This window comes from Pasteurella sp. XG20 (assembly GCF_018968665.1).
In the GTDB taxonomy this organism is placed as follows: Bacteria; Pseudomonadota; Gammaproteobacteria; order Enterobacterales; family Pasteurellaceae; genus Pasteurella; species Pasteurella multocida.
Map to the genome: position 1 here is coordinate 229413 of NZ_CP076656.1, position 23142 is coordinate 252554.

27 protein-coding genes are annotated in these 23142 nt (G+C 41.4%); 22 read left to right on the plus strand and 5 right to left on the minus strand.

Translation table 11 applies throughout. The annotated features are described in order from the left end of the window. Positions 1-4 precede the first annotated feature (4 nt). The 12 genes from ccmA (at position 5) to KPF51_RS01095 (ending at position 8216) form a co-directional block, all read left to right on the plus strand. Positions 5-646, plus strand: coding sequence for a cytochrome c biogenesis heme-transporting ATPase CcmA (gene ccmA / locus KPF51_RS01040; RefSeq protein WP_005722238.1), 642 nt, complete (start codon positions 5-7; stop codon positions 644-646). A 27-nt stretch (positions 647-673) separates the two neighbouring features. Next, entirely contained in the window at positions 674-1339 is a 666-nt protein-coding gene (gene ccmB, locus KPF51_RS01045; protein ID WP_005722240.1) for a heme exporter protein CcmB, read from the plus strand. A gap of 12 nt (positions 1340-1351) precedes the next feature. After that, a complete protein-coding gene (locus KPF51_RS01050; RefSeq protein WP_005722243.1) occupies positions 1352-2092 on the plus strand; it encodes a heme ABC transporter permease in 741 nt (246 codons plus the stop codon). Positions 2093-2109: 17 nt separating this feature from the next. Further along, positions 2110-2313 (plus strand): heme exporter protein CcmD, encoded by a 204-nt coding sequence (gene ccmD / locus KPF51_RS01055; protein WP_005721265.1) that lies wholly within the window; start codon positions 2110-2112, stop codon positions 2311-2313. After that, positions 2310-2849 carry a cytochrome c maturation protein CcmE gene (gene ccmE, locus KPF51_RS01060; RefSeq protein ID WP_042742604.1) on the plus strand — a complete coding sequence of 180 codons (540 nt, stop codon included), beginning with the start codon at positions 2310-2312 and terminating at the stop codon, positions 2847-2849. The genes ccmD and ccmE overlap by 4 nt, the downstream gene beginning before the upstream one ends. Then, entirely contained in the window at positions 2846-4801 is a 1956-nt protein-coding gene (locus tag KPF51_RS01065) for a heme lyase CcmF/NrfE family subunit (protein ID WP_005753265.1), read from the plus strand. Before ccmE ends, KPF51_RS01065 begins: the two co-directional genes overlap by 4 nt. After that, entirely contained in the window at positions 4798-5343 is a 546-nt protein-coding gene (locus KPF51_RS01070; RefSeq protein WP_005722249.1) for a DsbE family thiol:disulfide interchange protein, read from the plus strand. Before KPF51_RS01065 ends, KPF51_RS01070 begins: the two co-directional genes overlap by 4 nt. Then, positions 5343-5807: a cytochrome c-type biogenesis protein CcmH gene (locus tag KPF51_RS01075; RefSeq protein WP_005722251.1), complete on the plus strand. Its 465-nt coding sequence runs from the start codon at positions 5343-5345 to the stop codon at positions 5805-5807. Before KPF51_RS01070 ends, KPF51_RS01075 begins: the two co-directional genes overlap by 1 nt. Continuing rightward, positions 5804-6718, plus strand: coding sequence for a c-type cytochrome biogenesis protein CcmI (ccmI, locus tag KPF51_RS01080; RefSeq protein ID WP_005722254.1), 915 nt, complete (start codon positions 5804-5806; stop codon positions 6716-6718). Before KPF51_RS01075 ends, ccmI begins: the two co-directional genes overlap by 4 nt. Before the next feature lie 132 nt (positions 6719-6850). After that, positions 6851-7255 carry a VOC family protein gene (locus KPF51_RS01085; RefSeq protein WP_005753269.1) on the plus strand — a complete coding sequence of 135 codons (405 nt, stop codon included), beginning with the start codon at positions 6851-6853 and terminating at the stop codon, positions 7253-7255. 11 nt (positions 7256-7266) lie between these two features. Next, positions 7267-7890, plus strand: a complete 624-nt coding sequence (locus KPF51_RS01090) for a hypothetical protein (RefSeq protein WP_005722258.1) — start codon at positions 7267-7269, stop codon at positions 7888-7890. Between the two features lie 23 nt (positions 7891-7913). Beyond that, positions 7914-8216 carry a hypothetical protein gene (locus KPF51_RS01095; protein WP_005721346.1) on the plus strand — a complete coding sequence of 101 codons (303 nt, stop codon included), beginning with the start codon at positions 7914-7916 and terminating at the stop codon, positions 8214-8216. Positions 8217-8271: 55 nt separating this feature from the next. Here KPF51_RS01095 and hda read toward each other — a convergent pair whose 3' ends face one another. From hda to purM, 5 genes are all read right to left on the minus strand, one after another. Beyond that, entirely contained in the window at positions 8272-8973 is a 702-nt protein-coding gene (hda, locus tag KPF51_RS01100; RefSeq protein ID WP_005755788.1) for a DnaA inactivator Hda, read from the minus strand. An 84-nt stretch (positions 8974-9057) separates the two neighbouring features. Beyond that, the gene (locus tag KPF51_RS01105) at positions 9058-10311 is read right to left on the minus strand and encodes an NCS2 family protein (RefSeq protein ID WP_005722262.1); all 1254 of its coding nucleotides are present in this window, start codon (positions 10309-10311) and stop codon (positions 9058-9060) included. 118 nt (positions 10312-10429) lie between these two features. Further along, on the minus strand, positions 10430-11056 hold the full coding sequence (gene upp, locus KPF51_RS01110; protein WP_005721349.1) for a uracil phosphoribosyltransferase: 627 nt from the start codon (positions 11054-11056) through the stop codon (positions 10430-10432). Positions 11057-11203: 147 nt separating this feature from the next. Then, positions 11204-11845, minus strand: a complete 642-nt coding sequence (purN, locus tag KPF51_RS01115) for a phosphoribosylglycinamide formyltransferase (RefSeq protein ID WP_005722268.1) — start codon at positions 11843-11845, stop codon at positions 11204-11206. Further along, on the minus strand, positions 11845-12882 hold the full coding sequence (purM, locus tag KPF51_RS01120; RefSeq protein WP_061406239.1) for a phosphoribosylformylglycinamidine cyclo-ligase: 1038 nt from the start codon (positions 12880-12882) through the stop codon (positions 11845-11847). The genes purN and purM overlap by 1 nt, the downstream gene beginning before the upstream one ends. A gap of 242 nt (positions 12883-13124) precedes the next feature. Between purM and KPF51_RS01125 the strand changes: the two genes are divergently transcribed. The 10 genes from KPF51_RS01125 to KPF51_RS01170 all read left to right on the plus strand — a co-directional run bounded on the left by KPF51_RS01125 (position 13125) and on the right by KPF51_RS01170 (position 23087). Then, positions 13125-13601 (plus strand): surface-adhesin E family protein, encoded by a 477-nt coding sequence (locus KPF51_RS01125; RefSeq protein ID WP_010906432.1) that lies wholly within the window; start codon positions 13125-13127, stop codon positions 13599-13601. A gap of 462 nt (positions 13602-14063) precedes the next feature. After that, positions 14064-15542 (plus strand): ammonia-forming nitrite reductase cytochrome c552 subunit, encoded by a 1479-nt coding sequence (nrfA, locus tag KPF51_RS01130; protein ID WP_061406238.1) that lies wholly within the window; start codon positions 14064-14066, stop codon positions 15540-15542. 85 nt (positions 15543-15627) lie between these two features. Continuing rightward, positions 15628-16275 (plus strand): cytochrome c nitrite reductase pentaheme subunit, encoded by a 648-nt coding sequence (nrfB, locus tag KPF51_RS01135; RefSeq protein ID WP_005722278.1) that lies wholly within the window; start codon positions 15628-15630, stop codon positions 16273-16275. Then, positions 16272-16952: a cytochrome c nitrite reductase Fe-S protein gene (gene nrfC, locus KPF51_RS01140; protein WP_005721361.1), complete on the plus strand. Its 681-nt coding sequence runs from the start codon at positions 16272-16274 to the stop codon at positions 16950-16952. Before nrfB ends, nrfC begins: the two co-directional genes overlap by 4 nt. Next, the gene (gene nrfD / locus KPF51_RS01145) at positions 16949-17908 is read left to right on the plus strand and encodes a cytochrome c nitrite reductase subunit NrfD (RefSeq protein ID WP_005722281.1); all 960 of its coding nucleotides are present in this window, start codon (positions 16949-16951) and stop codon (positions 17906-17908) included. Before nrfC ends, nrfD begins: the two co-directional genes overlap by 4 nt. Before the next feature lie 74 nt (positions 17909-17982). Continuing rightward, positions 17983-19908, plus strand: a complete 1926-nt coding sequence (gene nrfE, locus KPF51_RS01150) for a heme lyase NrfEFG subunit NrfE (protein ID WP_005722282.1) — start codon at positions 17983-17985, stop codon at positions 19906-19908. 16 nt (positions 19909-19924) lie between these two features. Then, positions 19925-20491 (plus strand): DsbE family thiol:disulfide interchange protein, encoded by a 567-nt coding sequence (locus tag KPF51_RS01155; RefSeq protein ID WP_005721368.1) that lies wholly within the window; start codon positions 19925-19927, stop codon positions 20489-20491. Then, on the plus strand, positions 20475-20960 hold the full coding sequence (gene nrfF, locus KPF51_RS01160) for a heme lyase NrfEFG subunit NrfF (RefSeq protein WP_061406237.1): 486 nt from the start codon (positions 20475-20477) through the stop codon (positions 20958-20960). Before KPF51_RS01155 ends, nrfF begins: the two co-directional genes overlap by 17 nt. Further along, positions 20957-21793, plus strand: coding sequence for a c-type cytochrome biogenesis protein (locus KPF51_RS01165; protein ID WP_064661134.1), 837 nt, complete (start codon positions 20957-20959; stop codon positions 21791-21793). The genes nrfF and KPF51_RS01165 overlap by 4 nt, the downstream gene beginning before the upstream one ends. 70 nt (positions 21794-21863) lie before the next feature. After that, positions 21864-23087, plus strand: coding sequence for an NAD(P)/FAD-dependent oxidoreductase (locus tag KPF51_RS01170; RefSeq protein ID WP_064661135.1), 1224 nt, complete (start codon positions 21864-21866; stop codon positions 23085-23087). Positions 23088-23142: the final 55 nt, after the last annotated feature.

Consider the following 23142-nt stretch of genomic DNA (forward strand, 5'->3'; position numbering starts at 1 on the left):
AATGATGTCTATGTCTTATCAATTAAAAACCGAAAAGCTTGCTTGTCAACGAGGCGATAATGTCTTGTTTACGGACTTTAATTTTGTCTGGAACAGCGGCGATTTTGTGCAAATCGAAGGGCACAATGGCATTGGCAAAACTAGCTTATTGCGCATTTTAATTGGCTTGGCGCAACAACGCGAAGGCGAGGTATTTTGGAATGGTATCCCGATCCAAAAGCAACGCGAAACCTTTCAGTATGATTTGTTGTATTTAGGTCATCATTCCGGTATCAAACCGGAATTAACCGCGTGGGAAAATTTGAAGTTTTATCAACAAATGAGTGCCTGTGAGCTCGGTGAAGATAAGTTATGGCAGGTATTAGAAACGGTTGGACTTTTGGGGCGTGAAGATATTCCTGCCGCGCAACTTTCCGCCGGTCAGCAACGGCGTATTGCGTTAGCACGTTTATGGCTTTCTAAAGCACCTTTGTGGATTTTGGATGAGCCGTTTACTGCGATTGATAAGCATGGTGTTCAAGTGCTCACCGCCTTATTTGAACAGCATGCTACGCAAGGGGGGATCGTGATTTTTACCAGCCACCAAGATGTACAAAGTCGATTATTGAAAAAAGTGCGGTTAGAAAATTATAAATTTACGGAATAGTTCCTTGCAGAAAGAGCAGCAAATAGCATGATATTTTTAGCCATTATCAAAAGAGAGTTACAAATTGCGATGCGTAAGCAAGCGGAGATTTTAAATCCGTTATGGTTCTTTTTGCTAGTGATCACCTTATTTCCCTTAGTGATTGGACCCGATCCGAAATTACTTGCGCGTATTGCACCGGGGATCGCTTGGGTCGCGGCATTATTATCCGCGTTGTTGTCTTTTGAACGTTTATTCCGAGATGACTTTGTTGATGGTTCTTTAGAACAATTAATGTTAACGGCTCAGCCTCTGGCATTAACAGCCTTAGCTAAAGTGATTGCGCATTGGTTACTGACAGGCTTGCCACTGATTTTATTATCACCCATTGCGGCGCTGTTACTTTCTTTAGAGGTTGAAATCTGGTGGGCATTGGTGCTGACATTATTGATTGGCACCCCTGTGCTCAGTTGCCTTGGCGCGATTGGTGTGGCGTTGACCGTTGGATTACGTAAAGGCGGCGTGTTATTGAGTTTATTAGTTGTGCCGTTATTTATTCCCGTTTTAATTTTTTCGGCTTCTGTGTTAGAAGCTGCCAGTTTAAGCCTACCTTACAGTGGGCAATTAGCCATTTTAGGCGCTATTTTAGCCGGCTCTGTAACATTATCGCCGTTTGCTATTGCGGCTGCATTACGAATTAGCTTAGATCAATAAAAGGAAGGCATTATGTGGAAATGGTTACATCCTTATGCAAAATCAGAAACACAGTATCACTTGTGCGGTAAATTTTTACCCTTAACGGCGTTACTGAGCGCACTTTTATTAGGCGTGGGCGTCGTGTGGGGACTGGCATTTGCCCCAGCAGATTATCAACAAGGCAATAGTTTTCGGATCATGTATGTGCATGTACCCACCGCAATTTGGTCGATGGGTGTGTATGGTTCGATGGCGATTGCGGCTTTTATTGCGTTAGTGTGGCAAATCAAACAGGCGCACTTAGCCATGATAGCGATGGCACCGATTGGTGCATTGTTTACTTTTTTAGCTTTGGTTACTGGTGCTGTGTGGGGTAAACCAATGTGGGGCACTTGGTGGGTATGGGATGCCCGTTTGACCTCAGAATTGATTTTATTTTTCTTGTATTTAGGGGTGATGGCACTTTATTCAGCCTTTCAAGATCGTGCTATTGGCGCAAAAGCAGCAGGTGTCCTGTGTTTAGTGGGGGTGATTAATTTACCGATCATTCATTTTTCAGTAGAGTGGTGGAATACCCTACATCAAGGGGCGAGCATTACGAAATTTGAGAAGCCTTCAATTGCGACCCCCATGTTAATTCCACTGATTCTCTGTATTTTTGGTTTTATGATGTTATACGTTTGGTTGACGCTAATCCGCTATCGTAGTGCGCTGCTGAAAGAAGACCATAAGCGTCCTTGGGTACAAGAATTAGCCACAAAACTCAAATAGGCTGGGGGAGAGTTAATATGTTTTTTGCAACTTGGCAGGATTTTTTCAATATGGGTGGCTACGGTTTTTATGTGTGGCTAGCCTATGGCATCAGCTTGTTAGCGATTGTTGTATTAATTGTACAAAGTGTGAAGGAGAGAAAAGCGATTTTGCGTGATGTACTGCGTGAACAGCAACGCCAAGCACGTTTACAAAAGAATAAAACAAGAGGTGCGCTATGACTCCAAGACGTAAGTCAAGAATGACTGTGATTTTATTTATATTACTTGGGATTTCCATTGCTTCTGCCTTAGTGCTCTATGCATTACGCCAAAATATTGATTTATTTTATACCCCAACAGAAGTGGTGTATGGTAAGAATGAAGACGCAACTCAGAAACCTAGCGTAGGACAACGTATTCGTGTGGGGGGCATGGTTGTGGCTGGTACAGTAGAACGTGATCCAAAGAGCTTGAAAGTCAAATTTGATCTCAATGATATTGGACCTTCCATCAGTGTGGAATATGAAGGCATTCTGCCTGATTTATTCCGAGAAGGACAAGGGATCGTGGCACAAGGCGTATTAAAAACACCAACTTTACTGGAAGCTACAGAAGTATTAGCTAAACATGATGAAAATTATGTGCCACCAGAATTAGATGCACAAATGCAAAAAGTACATAAACCTATGGGGGTCGCTGATTTGAAAGGGGAAAGCGAGCGAGATCGTCAAGAAAAAGCTTACCAGAAAACATCGATGCAAGAAGGTCAAAAATGATCGCTGAATTAGGAAATTATGCTTTAGCGTTAAGTCTTGCCATCGCGATGCTAGTGGCAATTTTTGCCTTGTGGGGCGCAGAAAAAAATCATATACAACTGATGTCGTTAGCGCGCCCCATGACTTATGGGCTCTTTATCAGTTTAACGGTGGCTTTTGTTGCGTTGTTTTACTTGTTTGCGGTGAATGATTTTTCCGTGCAATACATCGTCAATAACTCAAACACGAATTTGCCTTTACATTACCGTTTATCCGCGGTTTGGGGCTCTCACGAAGGGTCTTTATTATTGTGGATTTGGTTGCTGACGTTATGGGGGGCTGCGGTGGCTTGGTTTAGCAAACAACTCCCTCAAGAAGCCGTCGCTCGTGTATTGGGGATCATGGGGATCATTAGTATTGGTTTCCTGATTTTTGTATTATTCACTTCAAATCCATTTGACCGCACGTTTCCTGATTTTCCGGTTGATGGGAAAGAACTCAATCCCTTATTACAAGATGTAGGGTTGATTTTTCATCCTCCGTTACTTTATATGGGTTATGTTGGTTTTTCGGTCGCCTTTGCCTTTGCAATTGCCTCGTTAATGACCGGAAAACTGGATACCGCTTGGGCAAGATGGTCACGTCCTTGGACAATGGCAGCTTGGGTTTTCTTAACCTTAGGGATCGTGTTAGGTTCTTGGTGGGCGTATTATGAACTCGGTTGGGGCGGTTGGTGGTTCTGGGACCCAGTAGAAAATGCCTCACTCATGCCTTGGATTGCCGGCACTGCATTGTTGCATTCATTAGCAGTCACAGAAAAACGTGGCTCTTTTAAAGCTTGGACAGTGTTATTAGCGATTTTGGCTTTCTCCCTTTGCTTGCTTGGCACATTCTTAGTGCGTTCGGGTATTTTGGTTTCCGTGCATGCGTTTGCCTCCGATCCTACTCGTGGACTGTATATTCTAGCGTATCTCGTTGTGGTCATTGGCGGATCCTTAGTCCTGTATGCGTATAAAGGCAGCCAAATTCGCTCACGTGAAAATGCCGAACGCTATTCGCGTGAAACTGCATTGTTACTCAATAATATTCTTTTAATGAGTGCACTTTCTGTTGTGTTGCTTGGTACGCTCTTACCACTGGTGCATAAACAATTGGGGTTGGGTACTATTTCAGTCGGCGCGCCGTTTTTTGATCAAATGTTTTTAATCATCATGGTGCCTTTCTCACTTTTATTGGGTGTCGGACCGTTAATAAAATGGCGTCGTGATGAATTTTCAGCGATTCGTAAACCGGTTATCCTGAGCTTAATTGTTATGTTAGTCGCCGGTTTCGCCTTGCCTTATCTCTTACAGGATCAATTGACGGTGAGTGCAGTATTGGGCACGATGATGGCGGTATTTATCGTGTTGTTAAGTGTGTATGAGTTGCAACAACGCGCCACACATCGTTCAGCTTTTTGGTCTGGATTAACGAAACTTTCTCGTTCTCATTGGGGCATGGTGTTGGCACACTTAGGTGTGGCAATGTCTGTGTGGGGGATTGCTTTTAGTCAGAACTACAGTATTGAGCGTGATGTACGTATGAATGTGGGAGATAGCGTACAAATTGCGGATTATCAATTTACTTTCCAAGGCATTACAGAGGCAAATGGACCGAATTATTTGGGGGGCAAAGCACAAGTCGATATTCGTCGTAATGGACAAGTAGAAGCCATCTTATTTGCCGAAAAACGTTTCTATACGGTGAGTAAAATGACCATGACTGAAGCTGCGATTGACTGGGGATTTACGCGTGATATTTACGTCGCATTGGGGGAAAACTTAGGACAAGATGCTTGGGCATTACGTTTATATTATAAGCCGTTTATCCGCTGGATTTGGTTCGGTGGTGTCTTTATGGCATTAGGTGGATTACTCTGTATGTTTGATCGTCGTTATCGTTTTGGGAAGTTATTTACTAAGGGGCAGGCATGAACAAAAAATTGTATTTTCCCTTAATTTTATTCTTAATTTTAGTTTTTGCGTTTGCTGTTCAGCTCCTGCGTAACGCGCAAGGTGATGATCCTAAAGCATTAGAATCAGCCTTAATTGGTAAACCTGTTCCGCTGAGAACATTACAGGATTTGTTTGAAGAGAAGCAATATGGCATTGAAATTTTTCAGCAAGGTAAACCGATTTTATTAAATGTTTGGGCAACGTGGTGCCCAACCTGCTATGCCGAGCATCAATATTTAAATAAGTTGGCACAACAAGGTGTGACAATTATTGGTATTGATTATAAGGATAAGTCAGCACAGGCGATAAAATGGCTAAAAGATCTGGGTAATCCTTATCAGATTGTTTTAAAAGATGAAAAAGGCTCAAATGGTTTAGATTTAGGGGTCTATGGCGCACCAGAAACCTTTGTCATTGACGGACAAGGTATCATTCATTATCGTCATGCGGGGGATTTAAATCAGAAAGTGTGGGATGAGAAAATCCAGCCGATTTATCAAAAGTTGGTGGAGAGAAAATAATGAAAAAATTGACCGCACTTTTTTTGTTATGTTTGAGTTTCTCGAGCCTTGCTGCGATTGAAGGAGTGCAGTTTTCTTCCACGCAACAAGAAAAAGATTATCATGCGTTGACACAAGAATTACGTTGCCCACAATGTCAAAACAATAATATTGCCGATTCGAATGCGACGATTGCAGTCGATATGCGGCATAAAGTCTTGGAATTGTTACAAGAAGGCAAATCGAAACAAGATGTTGTCAATTTTATGGTTGAACGCTATGGGCATTTTGTGACTTATGATCCCCCGTTAACCGTTGCCACGGTCTCACTTTGGGTCATTCCCGCGTTATTCGTTATCTTGGGTTTTCGGCTTTTATTTCGTCGCCATACTAAGCAAGTCGTGACCGCGCAGGCGAGTGAACCTCGTTTGAGTGATGAACAAAAACAGCGTTTACAACGTTTATTACAAGAGAAGAAAGAATGAGTTTTTGGTTAAGTGTGATGTTATTCACGTTATTTATCGCCTTCATTTGTTTTTATCCGTTACTTAAATCCAGTACGAACTCGTCTTTAACAAGACAGACCGTGAAACGTGATGAATTAAACAAGGCGTTATATTTTCAACGTTTAGCCGAGATTGAGCGTGATGAAGCACAGGGCTTATTAGAAAATGCCACGCAAGTCAAAACGGAATTGCAACAAACGCTATTAGAAGATATTCCAGAATCGGTACAACAACATGAGAATGAACAGAAAACCTATGGCAAAATCTGGTTTGTGTCGGGTTTGTTGGCATTAAGTATTTTATCGCTGAGTGCTTATTTAAGTGTTGGCGCATGGCAAGCTGAAGCTATGTTGGAAAAAACCTACCAAAAATTACCGCACTTTCACGAACGCTTGAAAGAGGAACAACATCATCCTTTGAATGAGTCAGAATTACAGCAATTTTCTACCGCACTTCGTTTGCATTTACAAAAGCAGCCAAGTGATGCGAAAAGTTGGTGGTTACTGGGGCAAATTGCGATGAATACGAATAAAGGGCAATTAGCACTCGATAGCTATGCTAGAGCGCATCAACTTGAACCTGACAACATTGAATATAAATTATCTTATGCACGAATTCTGATGTTTTCAGAAGATACATCGGATAAAACTAAAGGGGATATGCTGTTAAAAGAAGTCATTCGGAAAGATCATAGTAATCTTGAAGCATTAGGCTTATTGGCGTTTCGTTATTTTGAAACAGAAGACTATAAAATGGCGGCTGTCACTTGGTCGATGATGCTACGTCTTTTACCTGAAGATGATCCACGAGTGACATTAATTGAACGGAGTATTCATTCTGCTCTGGCATCGCAAGAAGCACAAGAAGAGGCAAAGCGTAAGCCAGAGTGAGTAAGCGGTCACGAAAATGTCGCGTTATGTGCTGATAAAGTCGATAGTGAGTACTTTCTTTGTTGAAACGGGAGAGGGTGCTATTTATTTTACATTGATTTTAAAATGTGTATAATTAGTCCTCAATTTTAGATGGGGAGTGAAATTACGTTGTCAATCGTAGGCTTTCATCATGTTGCTATCATTGCGTCTGATTATTTAAAATCGAAAGATTTTTATACGACCATTTTAGGTACAGAAATTATTCACGAAACTTATCGATCTGAACGAAATAGCTATAAATTGGATTTACGTTGTCGCGATGGTAGTCAGATTGAATTGTTTTCTTTTCCAGATTCTCCTACGCGTTTAACTTATCCTGAAGCTTGTGGTTTACGTCACTTAGCTTTCCGAGTAGAACAACTTGATCGTTTTATTGATTTTCTACGTGATAAACATATCGAATGTGAACCCGTTAGGGTTGATCCGATAACAGGTAAGCGTTTTACGTTTCTACGGGATCCTGATGATTTGCCTTTAGAACTCTATGAAATGTAAGAGATGAAAATATGCGTTTTAATGTATCGTTCTTATTAAGTCTGTTATTACCAACGTTGGCTTTTGCTGAGTCTTGGTCTATTCGTATTTCTGAGGACGAGGTGAGTCGGACTTATGGTTATCATGACACAGTAGAGAGCGAACACACAATGCCTCTATTGGAAAGCTCTCCTAAGAGCGAGAAAAATACAAAAGTAACTTATGTGAATCGTGATTTTACTCGTCAATTAAATCCTTCTGCAGATGAGCAAGATGCGAAAGCATTAGGAAGCAGTATTGAGTTTGAAGTATTTCAAATTAATGAAACGAAATCTTCGCATACTATTTTTGAGTCTGGTGCAGGCATTTGCCAAGGTTTCCACTCAAGACTAGGTGTGGAAGTGACTGATGCAACAACATATTATGTGATCCCTGTGAATAAAGAGGAATATTACACCAATATTGCAACAGCCACCGTGTTGTCTAATGAAGATTCAAAAAATATGCAGTATGTACCTGTTTTTTATATTCAAAATCCTGAATTAGCGAAAAAAGTGCAGGATGAAGAAAATAAGAAAGGGAAAAATTTAGCAAGTAAAAATATTGAAAATAGAAAAACGATTTTATCCCATGTGATATGTCGTAAAGTCATTTAGGCATAGTTTATTAAGGAAAATCTATGAAAAAATTAATCTTATTATTACCAGCTTTATTTCTTGTGGGTTGTGTCGCACAAAAAAATGTGGAAAGTGCACAAATGGATTTAAAAACATTAGAAGAATATAACCAACGCGTGAAAAGCGGAAATACAGTTGACCCATCGCAAAAGCAGGCGTATTCAAAAGAAGTTGAGCATCAAGCTAACTTAAGTGATACTCAGCCAAAAGTCGTAGAACGTCGTTCTAGATTACACCCAGTGCCGTTGCTTTTCTTACCAACAGTAAGTTATCAATATAGCCGTCATTATATTAAAACAAACTAAACAAAATACGTTTAGTTGACAAGAAAAGATCACCTGATAAAGAGGTGGTCTTTTTTTATAGCTTTAAAATTTCTTTCACAAAGGGAATCGTTAATTTACGTTGGGCTTGTAATGATGCTTTATCTAATTTACTTAGTGCTTCAAATAACGTTTTCATATCGCGCTCTAAGCGTTTCAAAAGAAAATTAGCTACTTCATCGGGGAGTTCGATACCACGTTGATGTGCATTTTTTTGCAAGACATGGATTTTTTGTTGATCATTTAAGGGGACCAGCTGATAGCTTTCTCCCCAGCGTAAACGTGAAGCTAAGTCAGGTAAGCTTACAGGTAATGCAGTTGGGGATTGATTTGCACTGATCACAAGCAGGGTATTTTCAACAGATTTTATGCGATTAAATAAATCAAAAATCGCTAATTCCCATTCAGTATTGCCTATAATCGCCTGCAAATTATCTAAACAAACCAATTGTTGTTGTTCTAAGTTTTCGAGTACCGCCGGTGAGAAATATTGGGATTTTTCTAAGGGCACATAGATAGCGGGGCGCTGTAAAAGGAAAAAATGATGAGTAATGCCTTTTAAGAGGTGACTTTTACCACTGCTTTGCTCGCCCCAAATATAAAAAAATTGTTGTGTTAGACAAGTAAAATTTTTGCGTAGCGAATTGAGCAACAATAAGTTATTGTCGGGATAGAAATTATCCAGCGTTTCATCATCGAGTTGATGAATAGGCAAAGGTAATTGGAAATTTTCTAACAAAAAGCAACCTACAAAATCGAAAAAAGGAGAATAAGGATAAACGAAAAATGAAGGGTTAAGCAAGACTTAACCCTTAATTTTCTCTTATCGATTTTCTTCTATTGGGGTGTTTTTGGCTTTGGGTAAGATTAAGTTGAGTAAAATCGCGACAACGGCGCATAAACTAATCCCTTTTAAGGAGACTTCTCCAAAGTTCACAAACATACCACCGATGCCAAATGTCATCACAACGGAAATAATACACAGATTACGCGCTTCTGTTACATCCACTTTACCACGGATCAGTGTACTCATACCGACTACGGCGATAGAGCCAAACACTAACATCATAATGCCACCCATGACAATAGTTGGAATGGTAGAGAGGAAAGCCCCGACTTTACCACAGAAGGAAATCGCAATTGCCCAAACGGCTGCCCATGTCATGATTTTAGGGTTAAAGTTGCGCGTAAGCATGACAGCACCAGTGACTTCAGCATAAGTTGTATTAGGTGGTCCTCCTAAGAATGAGGCGGCACTCGTTGCAATACCATCCCCTAATAAAGTGCGATGTAATCCTGGTTTTTGTAGGAAGTCTTTCCCTGTCACCGAACTGATTGCCATGATCCCACCGACATGCTCAACTGCTGGGGCGATAGCAATCGGCAATAAATAAAGAATAGCTTCTAATTTAAATTCAGGGGTAGTAATTTCTGGCACACTAAACCAAGGTGCATCAATGACAGGTTGGAAATTAATTAAGCCTAAGAATAAGCAGAGGATATAGCCGACGACAATACCAAACATGATAGGAATTAATTTCATCATGCCTTTAGCAAACACCGCAACACCTAACGTTGTCAGTAATGTTGCCATCGAAACGAATACGGCATCGTTATATTGATAAGTGCTGTTTTTACCTAATGCCATGTCCACGGCAACAGGGGCAAGTCCCATACCGATGATGATAATAACGGGACCAACAACTACTGGCGGAAAGACTTTTTGTAAAGCACCAGCACCTTTAATTTTGACTAACGTACTGAGGGCAAAATAAACCAGCCCAGTAAACACCAGACCCCCCATAGTGGTAGCAATGCCCCATGTTGCCACGCCATATTGAATTGGTGCAATAAAAGCAAAGGAAGAGGCTAAGAAAATTGGGACTTGGCGTCCAGTACAAAGCTGGAATAAGAGTGTCCCAATCCCTGCGGTCAATAAGGCAGTATTGGCATTTAAACCTGTAATCAGGGGAACAAGGACTAAAGCACCGAAGGCAACAAAAAGCATTTGTAGCCCAACGAAGGCTTGTTTTGCGTGATTTTGTTCTAGAAGAACAGGGGGATTTTGATTTGTCATGTTAAGTTTCAACTCTCTGTCTGAATTAACTTTTCATTTTATAGTGTTCAAGCTGTTAAGATTGTAAGCGCTATAAATTGAACGGAAAAAGCGGCATAAGATGCCGCTTGTGTTGGGATTATTTAGTGCCAAAAATTTTATCACCGGCATCACCAAGACCTGGAATAATATAGCCTTGTTCATTTAAGTGACTATCCACTGATGCGGTATATAATTCGATATCAGGGTGCGCAGCTTCTAATGCTTTAATGCCTTCAGGCGCGGCGACTAACACGAGCACTTTAATGTGTTTACAGCCTTTCGCTTTTAGAAGATCGATTGTCGCAATCATAGAGCCGCCGGTGGCAAGCATTGGGTCAACCACAATAGCTAAGCGTTCTTCTAAATCACTGGCGAGTTTTTGGAAATAGGGAACAGGTTCAAGGGTTTCTTCATCACGATACATCCCCACGACGCTAATACGGGCGCTTGGCACATGTTCTAAAACCCCGTCCATCATCCCTAATCCTGCTCGTAAAATAGGAACAACAGTGACTTTTTTCCCTTTAATTTGATCAATTTCGACGGGACCGCACCAACCATCAATGATCACTTTTTCTGTTTCTAAGTCAGCGGTAGCCTCGTATGTTAATAAACTGCCTACTTCTGTTGCTAATTCGCGGAATTTTTTCGTATTAATCTCAGCTGAACGCATTAGACCTAATTTATGTTTGACCAGCGGATGCTGTACTTGGACTAATTTCATGGTAGGCTCCTTTTGGGTGGGTGAAAAATAAAATCATTAAATTTTAAAACATAATCTAAAAAATTGATAGTTAGAGACTTGGCTAATTTTATATTTTTTAAGCATAAAAAAACGGTCTGAAAACAGACCGCACTTTTTTTAAACAATTTATTCTTCCATCGCATACCCTTGTGGGGGCAATTGTTTGCCATCAAGGAAGGCATGTTCACCGATCAACGTTAAACGCTCCTCTACAAACCATTTGACGACTAAAGGATAAATGCGTAACTCTTGCGCTTTGACACGTTGCTCTATGTCTTCAATACGGTCTTCAGCAAAGATAGGCACTTTCGCTTGTAAAATGACGGCACCTGCATCCACCTCTTCATTCACAAAATGGACTGAGGTACCATGTTCGCGCTCACCTGCATCGAGGGCTTGCTGATAAGTATTGAGACCCGGGTATTTAGGGAGAAGCGAAGGATGAATATTGAGAATTTTGCCAGCAAAACGTTGAGTAAACGCAGGACTTAAAATTTTCATATAGCCTGCGAGTACGATCAAATCGGCTTGGACAGATTCAATATAATGACCAATTTGTTCATCCATAGCACGGTTATTAGCAAAATCTTTGCGTAAAAACACTTTACTTGGAATGGACGCGCTTTGAGCTCGCTCTAAGGCATAAGCCTCCGCTTGATTACTGATGACAGCAACGATTTTACCTGCAATCTGTCCGCTATGACAGGCATCGATTAATGCCTGTAAATTACTGCCATGTCCTGACACTAAAACAACAATTTTTTTCATTAGCGAATAATCACTTGTTCTTCGCCATCAGTGGCGTGTTCAATTTGACCAATGACCCAAGCTTTTTCACCTGTTTGTTTTAATAAGCCAAGTGCCGTATCCACATCTTCTTGTGGTAATGCAATAATCATGCCCACGCCACAGTTGAAGGTACGATACATTTCATGGGTGTCAATATTGCCTTTTTCTTGTAACCATTTGAAGACAGGTTGCCATTCCCAGCTGCTTTCATCGATGACAGCTTTAACATTTTTTGGAAGGACGCGTGGAATATTTTCCCAGAAACCACCGCCAGTTAAATGACAAATTGCATGGACATCGGCGTGTTTAATTAATTGTAGAATAGATTTGACATAAATTTTAGTTGGTGCAAGCACTTGATCCGCAAGTGGTTTACCTGCGAGTTGTTCTTCTGCTGGATTGATGCCTGCTACCTCAATGACCTTACGAATTAAAGAATAACCATTTGAATGTGGACCACTTGATCCTAAGGCGATTAATACGTCACCTACGCGGACTTTACTGCCATCAATGATCTCTGACTTTTCGACGACACCGACACAAAATCCTGCTAAGTCATAATCACCAGCATGATACATTCCCGGCATTTCAGCGGTTTCTCCCCCTACCAATGCACAGCTAGATTGTTCACAACCGTTAGCAATGCCTTTAATCACACTGGCAGCAACATCTACATCTAATTTACCGGTAGCATAATAATCTAAAAAGAATAACGGTTCTGCGCCTTGCACTACAAGGTCATTAACACACATCGCGACCAAATCAATACCAATACTATCATGACGATTTAAATCAATCGCTAAACGCAGTTTGGTTCCCACACCATCTGTGCCAGAAACTAAAATCGGTTCTTTGTATTTTGTTGGTATCGCACATAAAGCACCAAAACCGCCTAAGCCACCGATGACTTCAGGGCGGGTTGTGCGTTTGACATCGGCTTTGATTTTTTCGACTAAAGCATTACCGGCATTGATATCAACGCCAGCATCTTTGTAACTTAATGATTGTTTGCTCACAATGATTTCCTATAAGTTAGAGAAAATAAATTTAAATCTGCTAAATTGTAGCATGCCTAAGCAAACGTTTGCGATAGTTGTTTAAGAATTTTTACGCGTCAGGTTGTTTTGTCTTTTGCACAATAAAAAGCGATAAAAAGGCTTTTGCTCCTTTGTTTCTCTCGTTAGAATAGTGGGCATCGTATCAATGTGTACTTTTTTATCTCGCAAAGCACTCGCAGGTAGTGTCAAAGGAGTCAGTAATGAAGAAATGGGGATTTATGATGATCAGCATGTTTGGCTTAGTTGCTTGTAACGCGCCTGTGCCTGTCGAGAAACCACAACCACCAGAAATTGTATTGACTTTGCCTACACTCATTGAGTCTGGTTTTGTCAGACTAGAACAAAATCCTAATCAATTTATTGATGCGCAGCGTGTGAAAAAAGATCCTTTAAATCCAAACCAAGTGCATTTTGATGTTGTAGAGAATTTTGAAAAAGCCGTTTATGCTTATCCTGAGCAGCCCGAACGTTATGCGAAATCATTGCGACAAGTGTATTTTGTCAATTGTGAAAGTCATGGTTTAGCCTTAGTCAGCGCGACCTATCATGCAGATTTTTGGGGAAAAGGCGAGGCGTCACCGACCCAAATACAGCATCTTTCTTTAGCAAAACATTATATGCACTCGCCACACAAGATTCTCGGACAAGTCATTTGTAAAGGGATTTATCGAAATTAATAGGCATTCACGGAGAATTAATGAAACAGTGTCCCCTTGATGAGGGGACATTTTTTATTGCTTTTAGTTATATTATTTTATCCCCTCTCTTTTCTTTTTTATGTAGCATTGTTATCAAATAACTCTAAATAGGTATCTTTTTCGTTTCTCACCAAAATTGTTACCTAAACGCCTTTTTTTATTTGGGTTTTAAGGCTTTTTTCTACTTATTTAGAGGTATTTTATATGCTACACATTTCCATTTTTGATTGCTTTCTGAATGAAATTTTGATCAAGCGCAAAAAAGTGCGAAATACCTCAGCAAAAAGTATGGTTATTTGCTATTTTTCGACATTAAGGAACTCTCTTTTTATCAGCTAGCTAGTTGTTTTTAATGATAAAAATTATCATTTAGGATGATGAGCAGGTCTGGTCGTTTTTTTATTCATTTTATATAGGCAAAGTGATTTAAAGTTTAAATCTATGAATGGAGTGATTATCGTGAACACATTGAAAAAACGCTTATTCGTTGCAACGACAATGATCTGGGGACTCTCAGTGACATTGCCCGTTCTAGCGGAATATAAACCGATTGAACAACCGGTTGAGCCAGCAAATCCAAGTTTAAAAATTGAATCGCGTAACGATTTGTTCAAAGAAAAATATCCAAAGCAATATCAAACTTGGGCGGATACCTCAAAATCGACGGATCTTGATTCGGTTAACTATGAAGATCCTCGCGTGATTGTACTATGGGCAGGCTATGCGTTTGCCAAAGATTATAAAAAGCCACGTGGACATTTCTACGCGGTAACCGATGTGAGAGAAATTTTACGTACGGCAGCGCCTATGACGCCTGATGCCGGTCCAATGCCAATGGCATGTTGGTCTTGTAAAAGTCCCGATGTGCCTCGCTTAATTGCTGAGCGCGGTGAAGCGGGTTATTTTGGGGCAACATGGGCAAGTGGTGGTTCAGAAGTCGTGAACCCGATTGGCTGTGCAGATTGTCATGACACTACCTCAAAAGACTTTGCGGAAGGCAAACCTGCCTTGCGTATTGCGCGTCCTTACGTGTTACGTGCCTTAGAAAAAATTGATCATAAATTTGATACCTCAGACCGGACAGATCAGCGTGCTGCATTGTGTGCAAACTGTCATGTGGAATACTATTTCGCGGGTGATTTAAAACAAGTGACGTTCCCATGGGATAACGGTATCACCGTGGACGCCATGGAGAAATATTACGATAACATCGGTTTTGTGGATTGGACACATGCTGTTTCGAAAGCACCAATGTTAAAAGCACAACACCCTGATTATGAAACCTGGATGCTCGGTGTGCATGGTAAAAATGGAGTGACTTGTATTGACTGCCATATGCCAAAAGTACAGGGCGCAGACGGTAAAGTCTATACTGACCATCAAATCGGTAACCCTTTCAATGCCTTTGAACACACTTGTGCAAACTGCCATGACCAAAGCAAAGAAAAATTACAAGCAATGGTCAAATCACGTAAAACCGAAATTAAAGATGTGATGTTACGTCTTGAAGATCAATTGGTTGCCGCACACTTTGAAGCGAAAGCAGCTTGGGAAGCCGGCGCGACCAAAGAAGAAATGAAAGAGGCATTGCAAGATATCCGTCATGCGCAATGGCGTTGGGATTATGCAGCAGCAGGACATGGCGGACATATTCATGCACCAGATGTGTTGTTGAAAGTGATTGGGACAGGCTTGGATAAATCCTCTGATGCCAGAACTAAATTAGTGCGTGTCTTAGCCAAACATGGCATTACCGATCCTGTGCAATTACCAGATATTTCAACGGCAGAAAATGCGTGGAAAGCGACAGGCGTAGATATTGAAAAAGAACGTAAGGCAAAAGCCGAATTCCTCAAAACTGTTGTTCCTCAATGGGATAAAGAAGCCCGTGAAAAAGGCTTACTTCCTGCGGAGAAATAAACAGAAACTTTGTCAAAAATGACCGCACTTTGAGGTTATGACGATCAGTGCGGTGCGTTTAACACTACATTTTGAGGTAATAAACATGCGCTTACATTCCCTAATCAAACAAGGAATCGCTATCACGGCAGGATTGATTGCGTTTAGTGTGGCGACTTTCGCGCAGGCAGAGAAAGCCAACAGTAACGAAGTCAGTCAATTAATGTATGAGCCACAATTGGAACATCAACGTGATCCGAACCAATATTGTGCGAAATGCCATAAATTAGAAGCTAATGATAGCCAATCTGGTGGGGTGTTCCATTTTGGAAAATTCCACGGAACTCATTTATCGGAAAAAAATCCGAATACCGGTAAACCGATTACCTGCGTGAACTGTCATGGCAATCTTTCTGAAGATCACCGCCGTGGTGTGAAAGATGTGATGCGTTTCCATGGCAATATTTTCAGCGATGAAAAACCAATGTTCACCGTAGAGGAACAAAATCAGGTTTGCTTTGCGTGTCACCAACCGAAAAAATTACGCGAAACACTTTGGGCGCATGATGTACATGCCATGAAGTTACCTTGTGCAAGTTGCCATACTTTGCATCCCGCACAAGATAAAATGTCAGGTATTGCGAAGAAAGACCAAGTGAAACTTTGCGTGGATTGTCACGGTGAACAACAAAAACGTAAGGCAAATTTACAACCACCGCATATTTATGCTCCGCAACAAAAGGATAAACAATGACAGCTTGCTCACGCCGAAACTTTGTTTCCGGCATGGGAGCGTTAATCCTCATGACGGGAACATCAATAAAATCAGTGGGACAGAACGCAAGCGAGGCGAAAAAAACAATTCGTTATGCGATGTTACACGATGAAACCGCTTGTATCGGTTGTACTGCTTGTATGGATGCGTGTCGTGAAACCAACCAGGTCCCAGAAGGGGTTTCTCGTTTGGAGATTATCCGTAGTGAGCCTTATGGTGAGTTTCCAAACGCAGAATATGAATTTTTCCGCCATTCTTGTCAGCATTGTCACAATGCACCTTGTGTGCATGTTTGTCCAACAGGGGCGTCTTTTGTTGACAAGGAAACAGGTATTGTCGATGTGCACAAAGATCTTTGTGTCGGTTGCCAATATTGTATTGCTGTCTGTCCATATCGTGTTCGATTTATTCACCCCGTGTATAAATCAGCCGATAAATGTAACTTCTGTCGCGATACCAATTTAGCTAACGGCAAATTACCGGCTTGTGTGGAATCTTGCCCAACCAATGCGTTGACCTTTGGGGATCTGAATGATCCTGACAGTGCCATTTCACAAAAAGTCAAATCGCAGCAAGTGTATCGGACGAAGGTGGAATTAGGCACCGATCCACAGCTGTATCATGTACCAGCTAAAAGAGGGGAGCTAAGACGATGAACAGTCCATTTCATTTCCCGTCTTTAGTATGGGATCATACCATCGCCGTTTATTTGTTCTTATTGGGGATCTCTGCCGGTGCAACCATGTTAGCCGTTTTGTTAAAACGCGCAGGGCTAGCTGGCGCAGAACCGTCAAACAATCATGTGATACGTTGTACGGCATTTTTGGCGCCATTAAGTCTGATTATTGGCTTGGTGATTTTGATTTTCCATTTAACTAAGCCATGGACCTTTTGGTACTTGATGTTTAATTACAGTACCACCTCTATTATGTCGATGGGGGTTATGTTATTCCAAGTATATATGGCATTTTTACTGGTCTGGCTAGCGATTATTTTCCATCAGCTTGTGGCAACTTTAATTGAGCAATATGCCAAACCGTTACGATTTGTGAATAAATTGATTGCCTTTGCTGCCAAATTCACCGGGTTAATTGAAATTATTTTGATAATTCTCTCTGTGTTATTGGGCGCCTATACGGGCTTCTTATTATCGGCTTTGATTAGCTACCCAATGTTGAATAACCCAGTGTTACCAATTTTATTCTTGGCATCAGGGACATCGTCAGGTATTGCGGCATTAATTTTCTGTACCTTGCTCTTTACTAAAGAAGACCCCCATTCACCTGCGTTAGGCTTCTTGCATAAGTTTGAATTGCCGGTAGTGTTGATGGAAATCTTTTTACTTGCCGCCTTCTTTATTGGCTTGTATTTAGGGGGCGGTCAAAAAACGGTGGCATTTGAGACCGCACTTTTAGGTGGATTCTGGGCAAATGTCTTCTGGATTGGGGTAGTTGGTATTGGTTTAATCTTGCCATTACTCCTCAATGGCATAGCCACTCCGCAGTTAAAACACCGCAAAGGCTTTATGCTACTGGTGGCTTGCTTAGGCTTAATTGGCGTGTTATGTTTGCGTTTCTTTATCCTCTATGCAGGACAAATGACGCTAGCATAAATGCTTCATTTTATGAGAAGGCGAACCTAAGTTCGCCTTTTTGATACAACTTTTCAGATTTGTTTATATTCACTATGATCCCAGAACTTGGTTTTTTGGCTTTACTGATCGCTTCTTTGTGTGCGTTCTTGCTTGCGCTAGTGCCACAAGTCGGTATTTTTTTGCGTAAGCCGTATATGATTGGTACTGCGTGGAATTTGAGTTATCTCTTTGGGATATTTACCTGTATAGCGTTATTCTGCCTTGCCTATGCCTTTGCGCTCGATGATTTTTCTGTGCAATATGTGGCACATCATTCTAATTCACAACTGCCAATTTTCTTTAAAGTGTCTGCTACTTGGGGTGGACATGAAGGGTCGATGCTATTTTGGTTGTTTGCTTTAGCACTCTGGTTGATGCTCTTTGCGTTTTCCAGTCGTCATAAAGATCCGATTATTTGTGCGCGAGCACTTTCAGTGCTTGGGCTCATTTGTTTTGGTTTTTGTCTCTTTATTTTATTTTTATCAAATCCATTTGAACGCAGTTTTCCACAAGCATTTGAAGGGCGTGATTTAAATCCGATGTTGCAAGATGTGGGGCTGATTTTTCACCCGCCTTTATTGTATTTGGGCTATGTGGGCTTTGCAGTCAATTTTGCTATTACTATTTCTGCTTTAGTGAGTGGGCATTTAGATGCCGCCGTGGCTCGCATGATGCGCCCTTGGGTTTTGCTATCTTGGTTATTTTTAACTTTAGGGATTGTGTTAGGGTCTTGGTGGGCGTATTACGAACTAGGCTGGGGCGGCTGGTGGTTTTGGGATCCGGTCGAAAACGCCTCATTGATGCCTTGGTTATTAGGTTTGGCACTATTACATAGTCTATCTATCACAGAACAGCGTGGCATTTTTAGTTACTGGACGCTGCTATTTTCACTTTTGGTATTCTCTTTCAGTTTACTGGGTACCTTCATCGTGCGCTCGGGCGTCTTAACTTCTGTGCACGCGTTTGCAGTAGATGGTGATCGGGGAATTGCCTTACTGATTTTATTCTTTTTGTTGACTGTGAGTGCATTCACTTTATTTGCATTAAAGGTTAACTTGCCACAAAGTGCGGTACGTTTCCGTTTAATTTCGAAGGAAAATGCCCTGTTGCTTCTCAATATTTTATTGACGATTGCCACGGTCAGTGTCTTTTTAGGCACTTTTTATCCGATTGTCTTTACCGCATTACAATGGGGATCTATTTCAGTCGGCGCGCCGTATTTTAATACAATTTTTCTGCCACTGTTTGTGATGGCAATGCTTGCTATGATTTTGGTGTTGTCTTTACGTTGGAAAACACTGAATAAAAAACCGTTTATTCAACGTACGTTATTGTTATTTCCCGCGCTTATATTGGCTTATGGATTAATCCGTTATTATGTAGATCATAACCAAGGGTTGCCTTTCAATTTCAGCGCTTATGGCTTGTTAAGCCTGTCGATTTGGTTAATTCTGGCGACGTTATGGCTCCCATGGACGCAGCTGAAACTGAAACAGCTTGCCATGGTGATCGCGCATTTAGGTGTAGCGATAACGGCAATTGGGGCGATCATGAGTAGCTATTACAGCAGTGAGATTGGCGTGCGCTTGGCACCGCAACAACGCCAAAAACTCGGTGATTACGAGTTTCACTATCAGGGTTTTCAGCATGTGTTAGGTCCGAATTACACCAGTGAAAAAGCCCATTTTGTGGTGACAAAGCAAAACCAAGCTTATGCTGAGATTTACCCAGAACGCCGTTATTATGATGTGCGTACTATGAACATGAGCGAAGTTGGGATTGATTGGGGGTGGCTTGGTGATGTCTATATTGTAATGGGCGATAAATTGGGACAAGGCGAATTTACTTTCCGCTTGCAATACAAACCTTTTATCCGTTGGTTATGGTTTGGCGGGCTTTTAATGGCACTGGGCGCTTTGCTTGCCATATTTTCCTTGTGCAATAGCAATGAACCAAAACCACGTCGTCAGTCAGATTGAATGAACAGGTGAGAGTATGAGTATGCTACATCAGCAAAAAAGAAAAAATCACTTTGTATTTTTACCGCTTGTGATCCTGTTAGCCGTATGTGCTTTATTATTCATCGGATTACAGCAGGATCCGCAGAAAATCGCTTCTGCCTTAATTGGTAAGCCTGTACCGACGTTTTCGCAAGCCGATCTTTTGCGCACAGAAAGACGTGTGACTCAGCAGGATTTACCTCAACAGACCTTTTTACTCAATGTGTGGGGCAGTTGGTGTGCGTATTGTAAAAAAGAGCATCCTTTTTTAATGCAATTAGCCAAATCGATGCCGATTGTGGGCTTAAATTACCGTGATAACCCTCAAAATGCGTTGGCAATGTTGAATCAACTAGGTAATCCTTTTCAGCTTGTCATCAATGACAGTCGCGGGGAATTAGCACTGAATTTAGGGGTAGATGGCGCCCCTGAAACCTATTTGATCGATCAATACGGTGTGATTCGTTATCGTTATTCAGGTCCATTAACGCCAGAGGTGTGGCAAGAAATGTTTATCCCAGAATGGCAAAAATTGGAGGCTGAAAATGCCAAAGTGCGGTAAGTTTTTACTGAGTTTTGTCTTTGTGATCAGTGTCTTTGCGCGGGCGGATATGGTGGATACTTACTCATTTAACAGCCCTGAAGAACGGGTTCGTGCAGTGGCGTTAGCAAAGGCGCTGCGTTGTCCACAATGCCAAAATCAAAACTTGGTCGAATCCAATTCGCCAATTGCTTATGATTTGCGCATTGAGGTGTACAACATGGTGAACGAAGGAAAAAGCAATCAACAAATTATCGACGCGATGACGGCACGTTTTGGTAATTTTGTGTTATATAAGCCCCCGTTTCAGTGGACAACCCTGTTGTTGTGGCTTTCGCCAATCTTTTTAACTGTGTTAGCGTTTGGTCTCATGTGGCGCTATGCTAAAAAGCGTGAAAAACCGCAGCACACTACCGCGTTAGAGCCGGCACAACAAGCGAAATTAGCGCAATTACTTAAACAAACGGAGCACACAGGAAACAAAAAATGATGGGATGGGGATTAGCACTCTTTGGGTTATTGATTGCGGTGTTCCTGATGTTGCCTTTGGCAAAATGGCAAGCATGGCAGACACACTATCGCCAACAACAAAATGTGGCACTTTATCGTGCACAAGTAGCAAGACAATCTGATCCCGAATTGGCGAAAGAGTTAGGACAGCGCTTACTAGAAGATGAAAAATTTTTCCAAAATAGACCGCACTTTGAGCAACAGTCAGGTGAAAAAAGTGAGCGCTTTTCGTTTAAATTTCATCTGTTTTTAATTGTCTTATTGTTGACTGTTCCAACGCTGTATTATTTTTCTTTACCACGTTATGCAGCTGTTGAGGCTGGTGAACAGGCTTTTTTAGCGCAACAAATGCAGTTAATGGAACAAGCCATCTCACAGCAACATGAAGATAAAATCACGCAACTTCAGCAAAAATTACGTCAAGATCCTAATCATGCAGAAAATTGGTTATTGCTTGGGCAAGCTTATCTGGACAATGCCGAAGTAGAGCACGCCTTAATTGCCTATGGCAATGCCCAACAATTATTAGGCGACAAACCGGCTATTCTTGGTGCGATAGCAACGGCGTATTATTATCAAGCTGGACAAAAAATGACAGCTAAAGTGGATGCACTATTAACGCAAGCCTTAACGGCTGATCCTTTTGAAACCGCGAGCTTGTCTTTGATTGCCACAGATGCTTTTGTACAAGGAAATTATCAGAAAGCCGCACAAACCTGGCAAAAAATGTTAGACTCCGACCGACCGAATGTCGAACGTCGCCTACTGATTCAGCGAATACAAATGGCGCAATTTAGACAGCAATCCAATTAAATAACTTGAAATCAGGTGGGGGAACCATGCCTGATTTTATTTAACCGCAATACGGTGATCAAACAAGCTTATGAACAACTATTCTGATGTAATTATTCTCGGTGCGGGTGCAGCGGGATTATTTTGTGCAAGCCAAGCCGCCAAGTTAGGCAAACAAGTCACCTTACTCGATAACGGCAAAAAAATTGGACGAAAAATTTTGATGTCAGGTGGTGGATTTTGTAATTTCACGAATTTAGAAGTGACGCCACAACATTATCTTTCGCAGAATCCTCATTTTGTTAAATCGGCTTTAGCTCGATATACCCAGTGGGATTTTATTGCCATGGTGGCAAGCTATGGTATTGCCTATCATGAAAAAGAATTAGGTCAACTCTTCACCGATGAAGGCGCCGAAAAAATCGTGGACATGCTGGCGACAGAATGTGCCAACTATCAGGTAAATATTCAGTTACGCCAACAAGTGAGCGACATCCGCCAACTGAACCAAGCAGATGCTGAACAAGGAAGAAAAAGGCGTTTTGCATTACTTGCTAATGGAACAACTTGGTATTGCGATGCTTTAGTGATTGCGACAGGAGGGCTGTCCATGCCGGGCTTAGGGGCAACACCTTTTGGCTATCAAGTGGCAGAGCAATTTGGGATTAAGGTTTTGCCACCAAGAGCCAGCCTAGTGCCTTTTACTTGGCGTGAAGCAGATAAAGCGTATACCACCCTCTCTGGCGTGGCGTTACCGATAGTTGTTACGGCAAACTGTGGCAAATCCTTTAGCAATCAAATGTTGTTTACTCACCGTGGTATTTCTGGTCCTGCTATTTTGCAAATTTCTAACTATTGGCAACCGAACGAATCCGTGGAGATTAATTTATTGCCTCATCAAGATATTGCGGAATTTTTGCAGCAATTACGTACCACTTCACCTAAATTACAGCTTAAAAATGCATTAGCAAGAGTCTTGCCTAAAAAATTAGTCGAAGTTTGGAGCGAACAACAACTCATTCAAGACGAGCCGATTGCACAACTCAGCAAAGTCCGTTTACAGCAATTAAGCGATTTGATCCATCATTGGCAATTTTTACCGAATGGGACGGAAGGTTATCGTACTGCGGAAGTCACTATGGGTGGGGTGGATACCCGTGCTGTTTCGTCGAAAACCATGGAAGCACAAAGCGCAAAAGGCTTGTATTTTATTGGTGAAGTGCTCGATGTCACTGGCTGGTTAGGCGGTTATAATTTTCAATGGGCATGGAGTTCGGCTTATGCTTGTGCTATGGCATTAGTTGACGACAACTGATTTTACCTCTTCATAAACTGAGTAAAGCGCCTTTTACGCAAGAAAATATTTCACG

What these genes read in the sequence shown, in the direction of transcription:
- ccmA (WP_005722238.1), top strand. Translation starts at nt 5, where the DNA reads ATGTCTATGTCTTATCAATTAAAAACCGAAAAGCTTGCTTGTCAACGA.
- ccmB (WP_005722240.1), top strand. Translation starts at nt 674, where the DNA reads ATGATATTTTTAGCCATTATCAAAAGAGAGTTACAAATTGCGATGCGT.
- KPF51_RS01050 (WP_005722243.1), top strand. Translation starts at nt 1,352, where the DNA reads ATGTGGAAATGGTTACATCCTTATGCAAAATCAGAAACACAGTATCAC.
- ccmD (WP_005721265.1), top strand. Translation starts at nt 2,110, where the DNA reads ATGTTTTTTGCAACTTGGCAGGATTTTTTCAATATGGGTGGCTACGGT.
- ccmE (WP_042742604.1), top strand. Translation starts at nt 2,310, where the DNA reads ATGACTCCAAGACGTAAGTCAAGAATGACTGTGATTTTATTTATATTA.
- KPF51_RS01065 (WP_005753265.1), top strand. Translation starts at nt 2,846, where the DNA reads ATGATCGCTGAATTAGGAAATTATGCTTTAGCGTTAAGTCTTGCCATC.
- KPF51_RS01070 (WP_005722249.1), top strand. Translation starts at nt 4,798, where the DNA reads ATGAACAAAAAATTGTATTTTCCCTTAATTTTATTCTTAATTTTAGTT.
- KPF51_RS01075 (WP_005722251.1), top strand. Translation starts at nt 5,343, where the DNA reads ATGAAAAAATTGACCGCACTTTTTTTGTTATGTTTGAGTTTCTCGAGC.
- ccmI (WP_005722254.1), top strand. Translation starts at nt 5,804, where the DNA reads ATGAGTTTTTGGTTAAGTGTGATGTTATTCACGTTATTTATCGCCTTC.
- KPF51_RS01085 (WP_005753269.1), top strand. Translation starts at nt 6,851, where the DNA reads ATGGGGAGTGAAATTACGTTGTCAATCGTAGGCTTTCATCATGTTGCT.
- KPF51_RS01090 (WP_005722258.1), top strand. Translation starts at nt 7,267, where the DNA reads ATGCGTTTTAATGTATCGTTCTTATTAAGTCTGTTATTACCAACGTTG.
- KPF51_RS01095 (WP_005721346.1), top strand. Translation starts at nt 7,914, where the DNA reads ATGAAAAAATTAATCTTATTATTACCAGCTTTATTTCTTGTGGGTTGT.
- KPF51_RS01105 (WP_005722262.1), bottom strand. Translation starts at nt 10,311, where the DNA reads ATGACAAATCAAAATCCCCCTGTTCTTCTAGAACAAAATCACGCAAAA.
- upp (WP_005721349.1), bottom strand. Translation starts at nt 11,056, where the DNA reads ATGAAATTAGTCCAAGTACAGCATCCGCTGGTCAAACATAAATTAGGT.
- purN (WP_005722268.1), bottom strand. Translation starts at nt 11,845, where the DNA reads ATGAAAAAAATTGTTGTTTTAGTGTCAGGACATGGCAGTAATTTACAG.
- KPF51_RS01125 (WP_010906432.1), top strand. Translation starts at nt 13,125, where the DNA reads ATGAAGAAATGGGGATTTATGATGATCAGCATGTTTGGCTTAGTTGCT.
- nrfA (WP_061406238.1), top strand. Translation starts at nt 14,064, where the DNA reads ATGAATGGAGTGATTATCGTGAACACATTGAAAAAACGCTTATTCGTT.
- nrfB (WP_005722278.1), top strand. Translation starts at nt 15,628, where the DNA reads ATGCGCTTACATTCCCTAATCAAACAAGGAATCGCTATCACGGCAGGA.
- nrfC (WP_005721361.1), top strand. Translation starts at nt 16,272, where the DNA reads ATGACAGCTTGCTCACGCCGAAACTTTGTTTCCGGCATGGGAGCGTTA.
- nrfD (WP_005722281.1), top strand. Translation starts at nt 16,949, where the DNA reads ATGAACAGTCCATTTCATTTCCCGTCTTTAGTATGGGATCATACCATC.
- nrfE (WP_005722282.1), top strand. Translation starts at nt 17,983, where the DNA reads ATGATCCCAGAACTTGGTTTTTTGGCTTTACTGATCGCTTCTTTGTGT.
- KPF51_RS01155 (WP_005721368.1), top strand. Translation starts at nt 19,925, where the DNA reads ATGAGTATGCTACATCAGCAAAAAAGAAAAAATCACTTTGTATTTTTA.
- nrfF (WP_061406237.1), top strand. Translation starts at nt 20,475, where the DNA reads ATGCCAAAGTGCGGTAAGTTTTTACTGAGTTTTGTCTTTGTGATCAGT.
- KPF51_RS01165 (WP_064661134.1), top strand. Translation starts at nt 20,957, where the DNA reads ATGATGGGATGGGGATTAGCACTCTTTGGGTTATTGATTGCGGTGTTC.
- KPF51_RS01170 (WP_064661135.1), top strand. Translation starts at nt 21,864, where the DNA reads ATGAACAACTATTCTGATGTAATTATTCTCGGTGCGGGTGCAGCGGGA.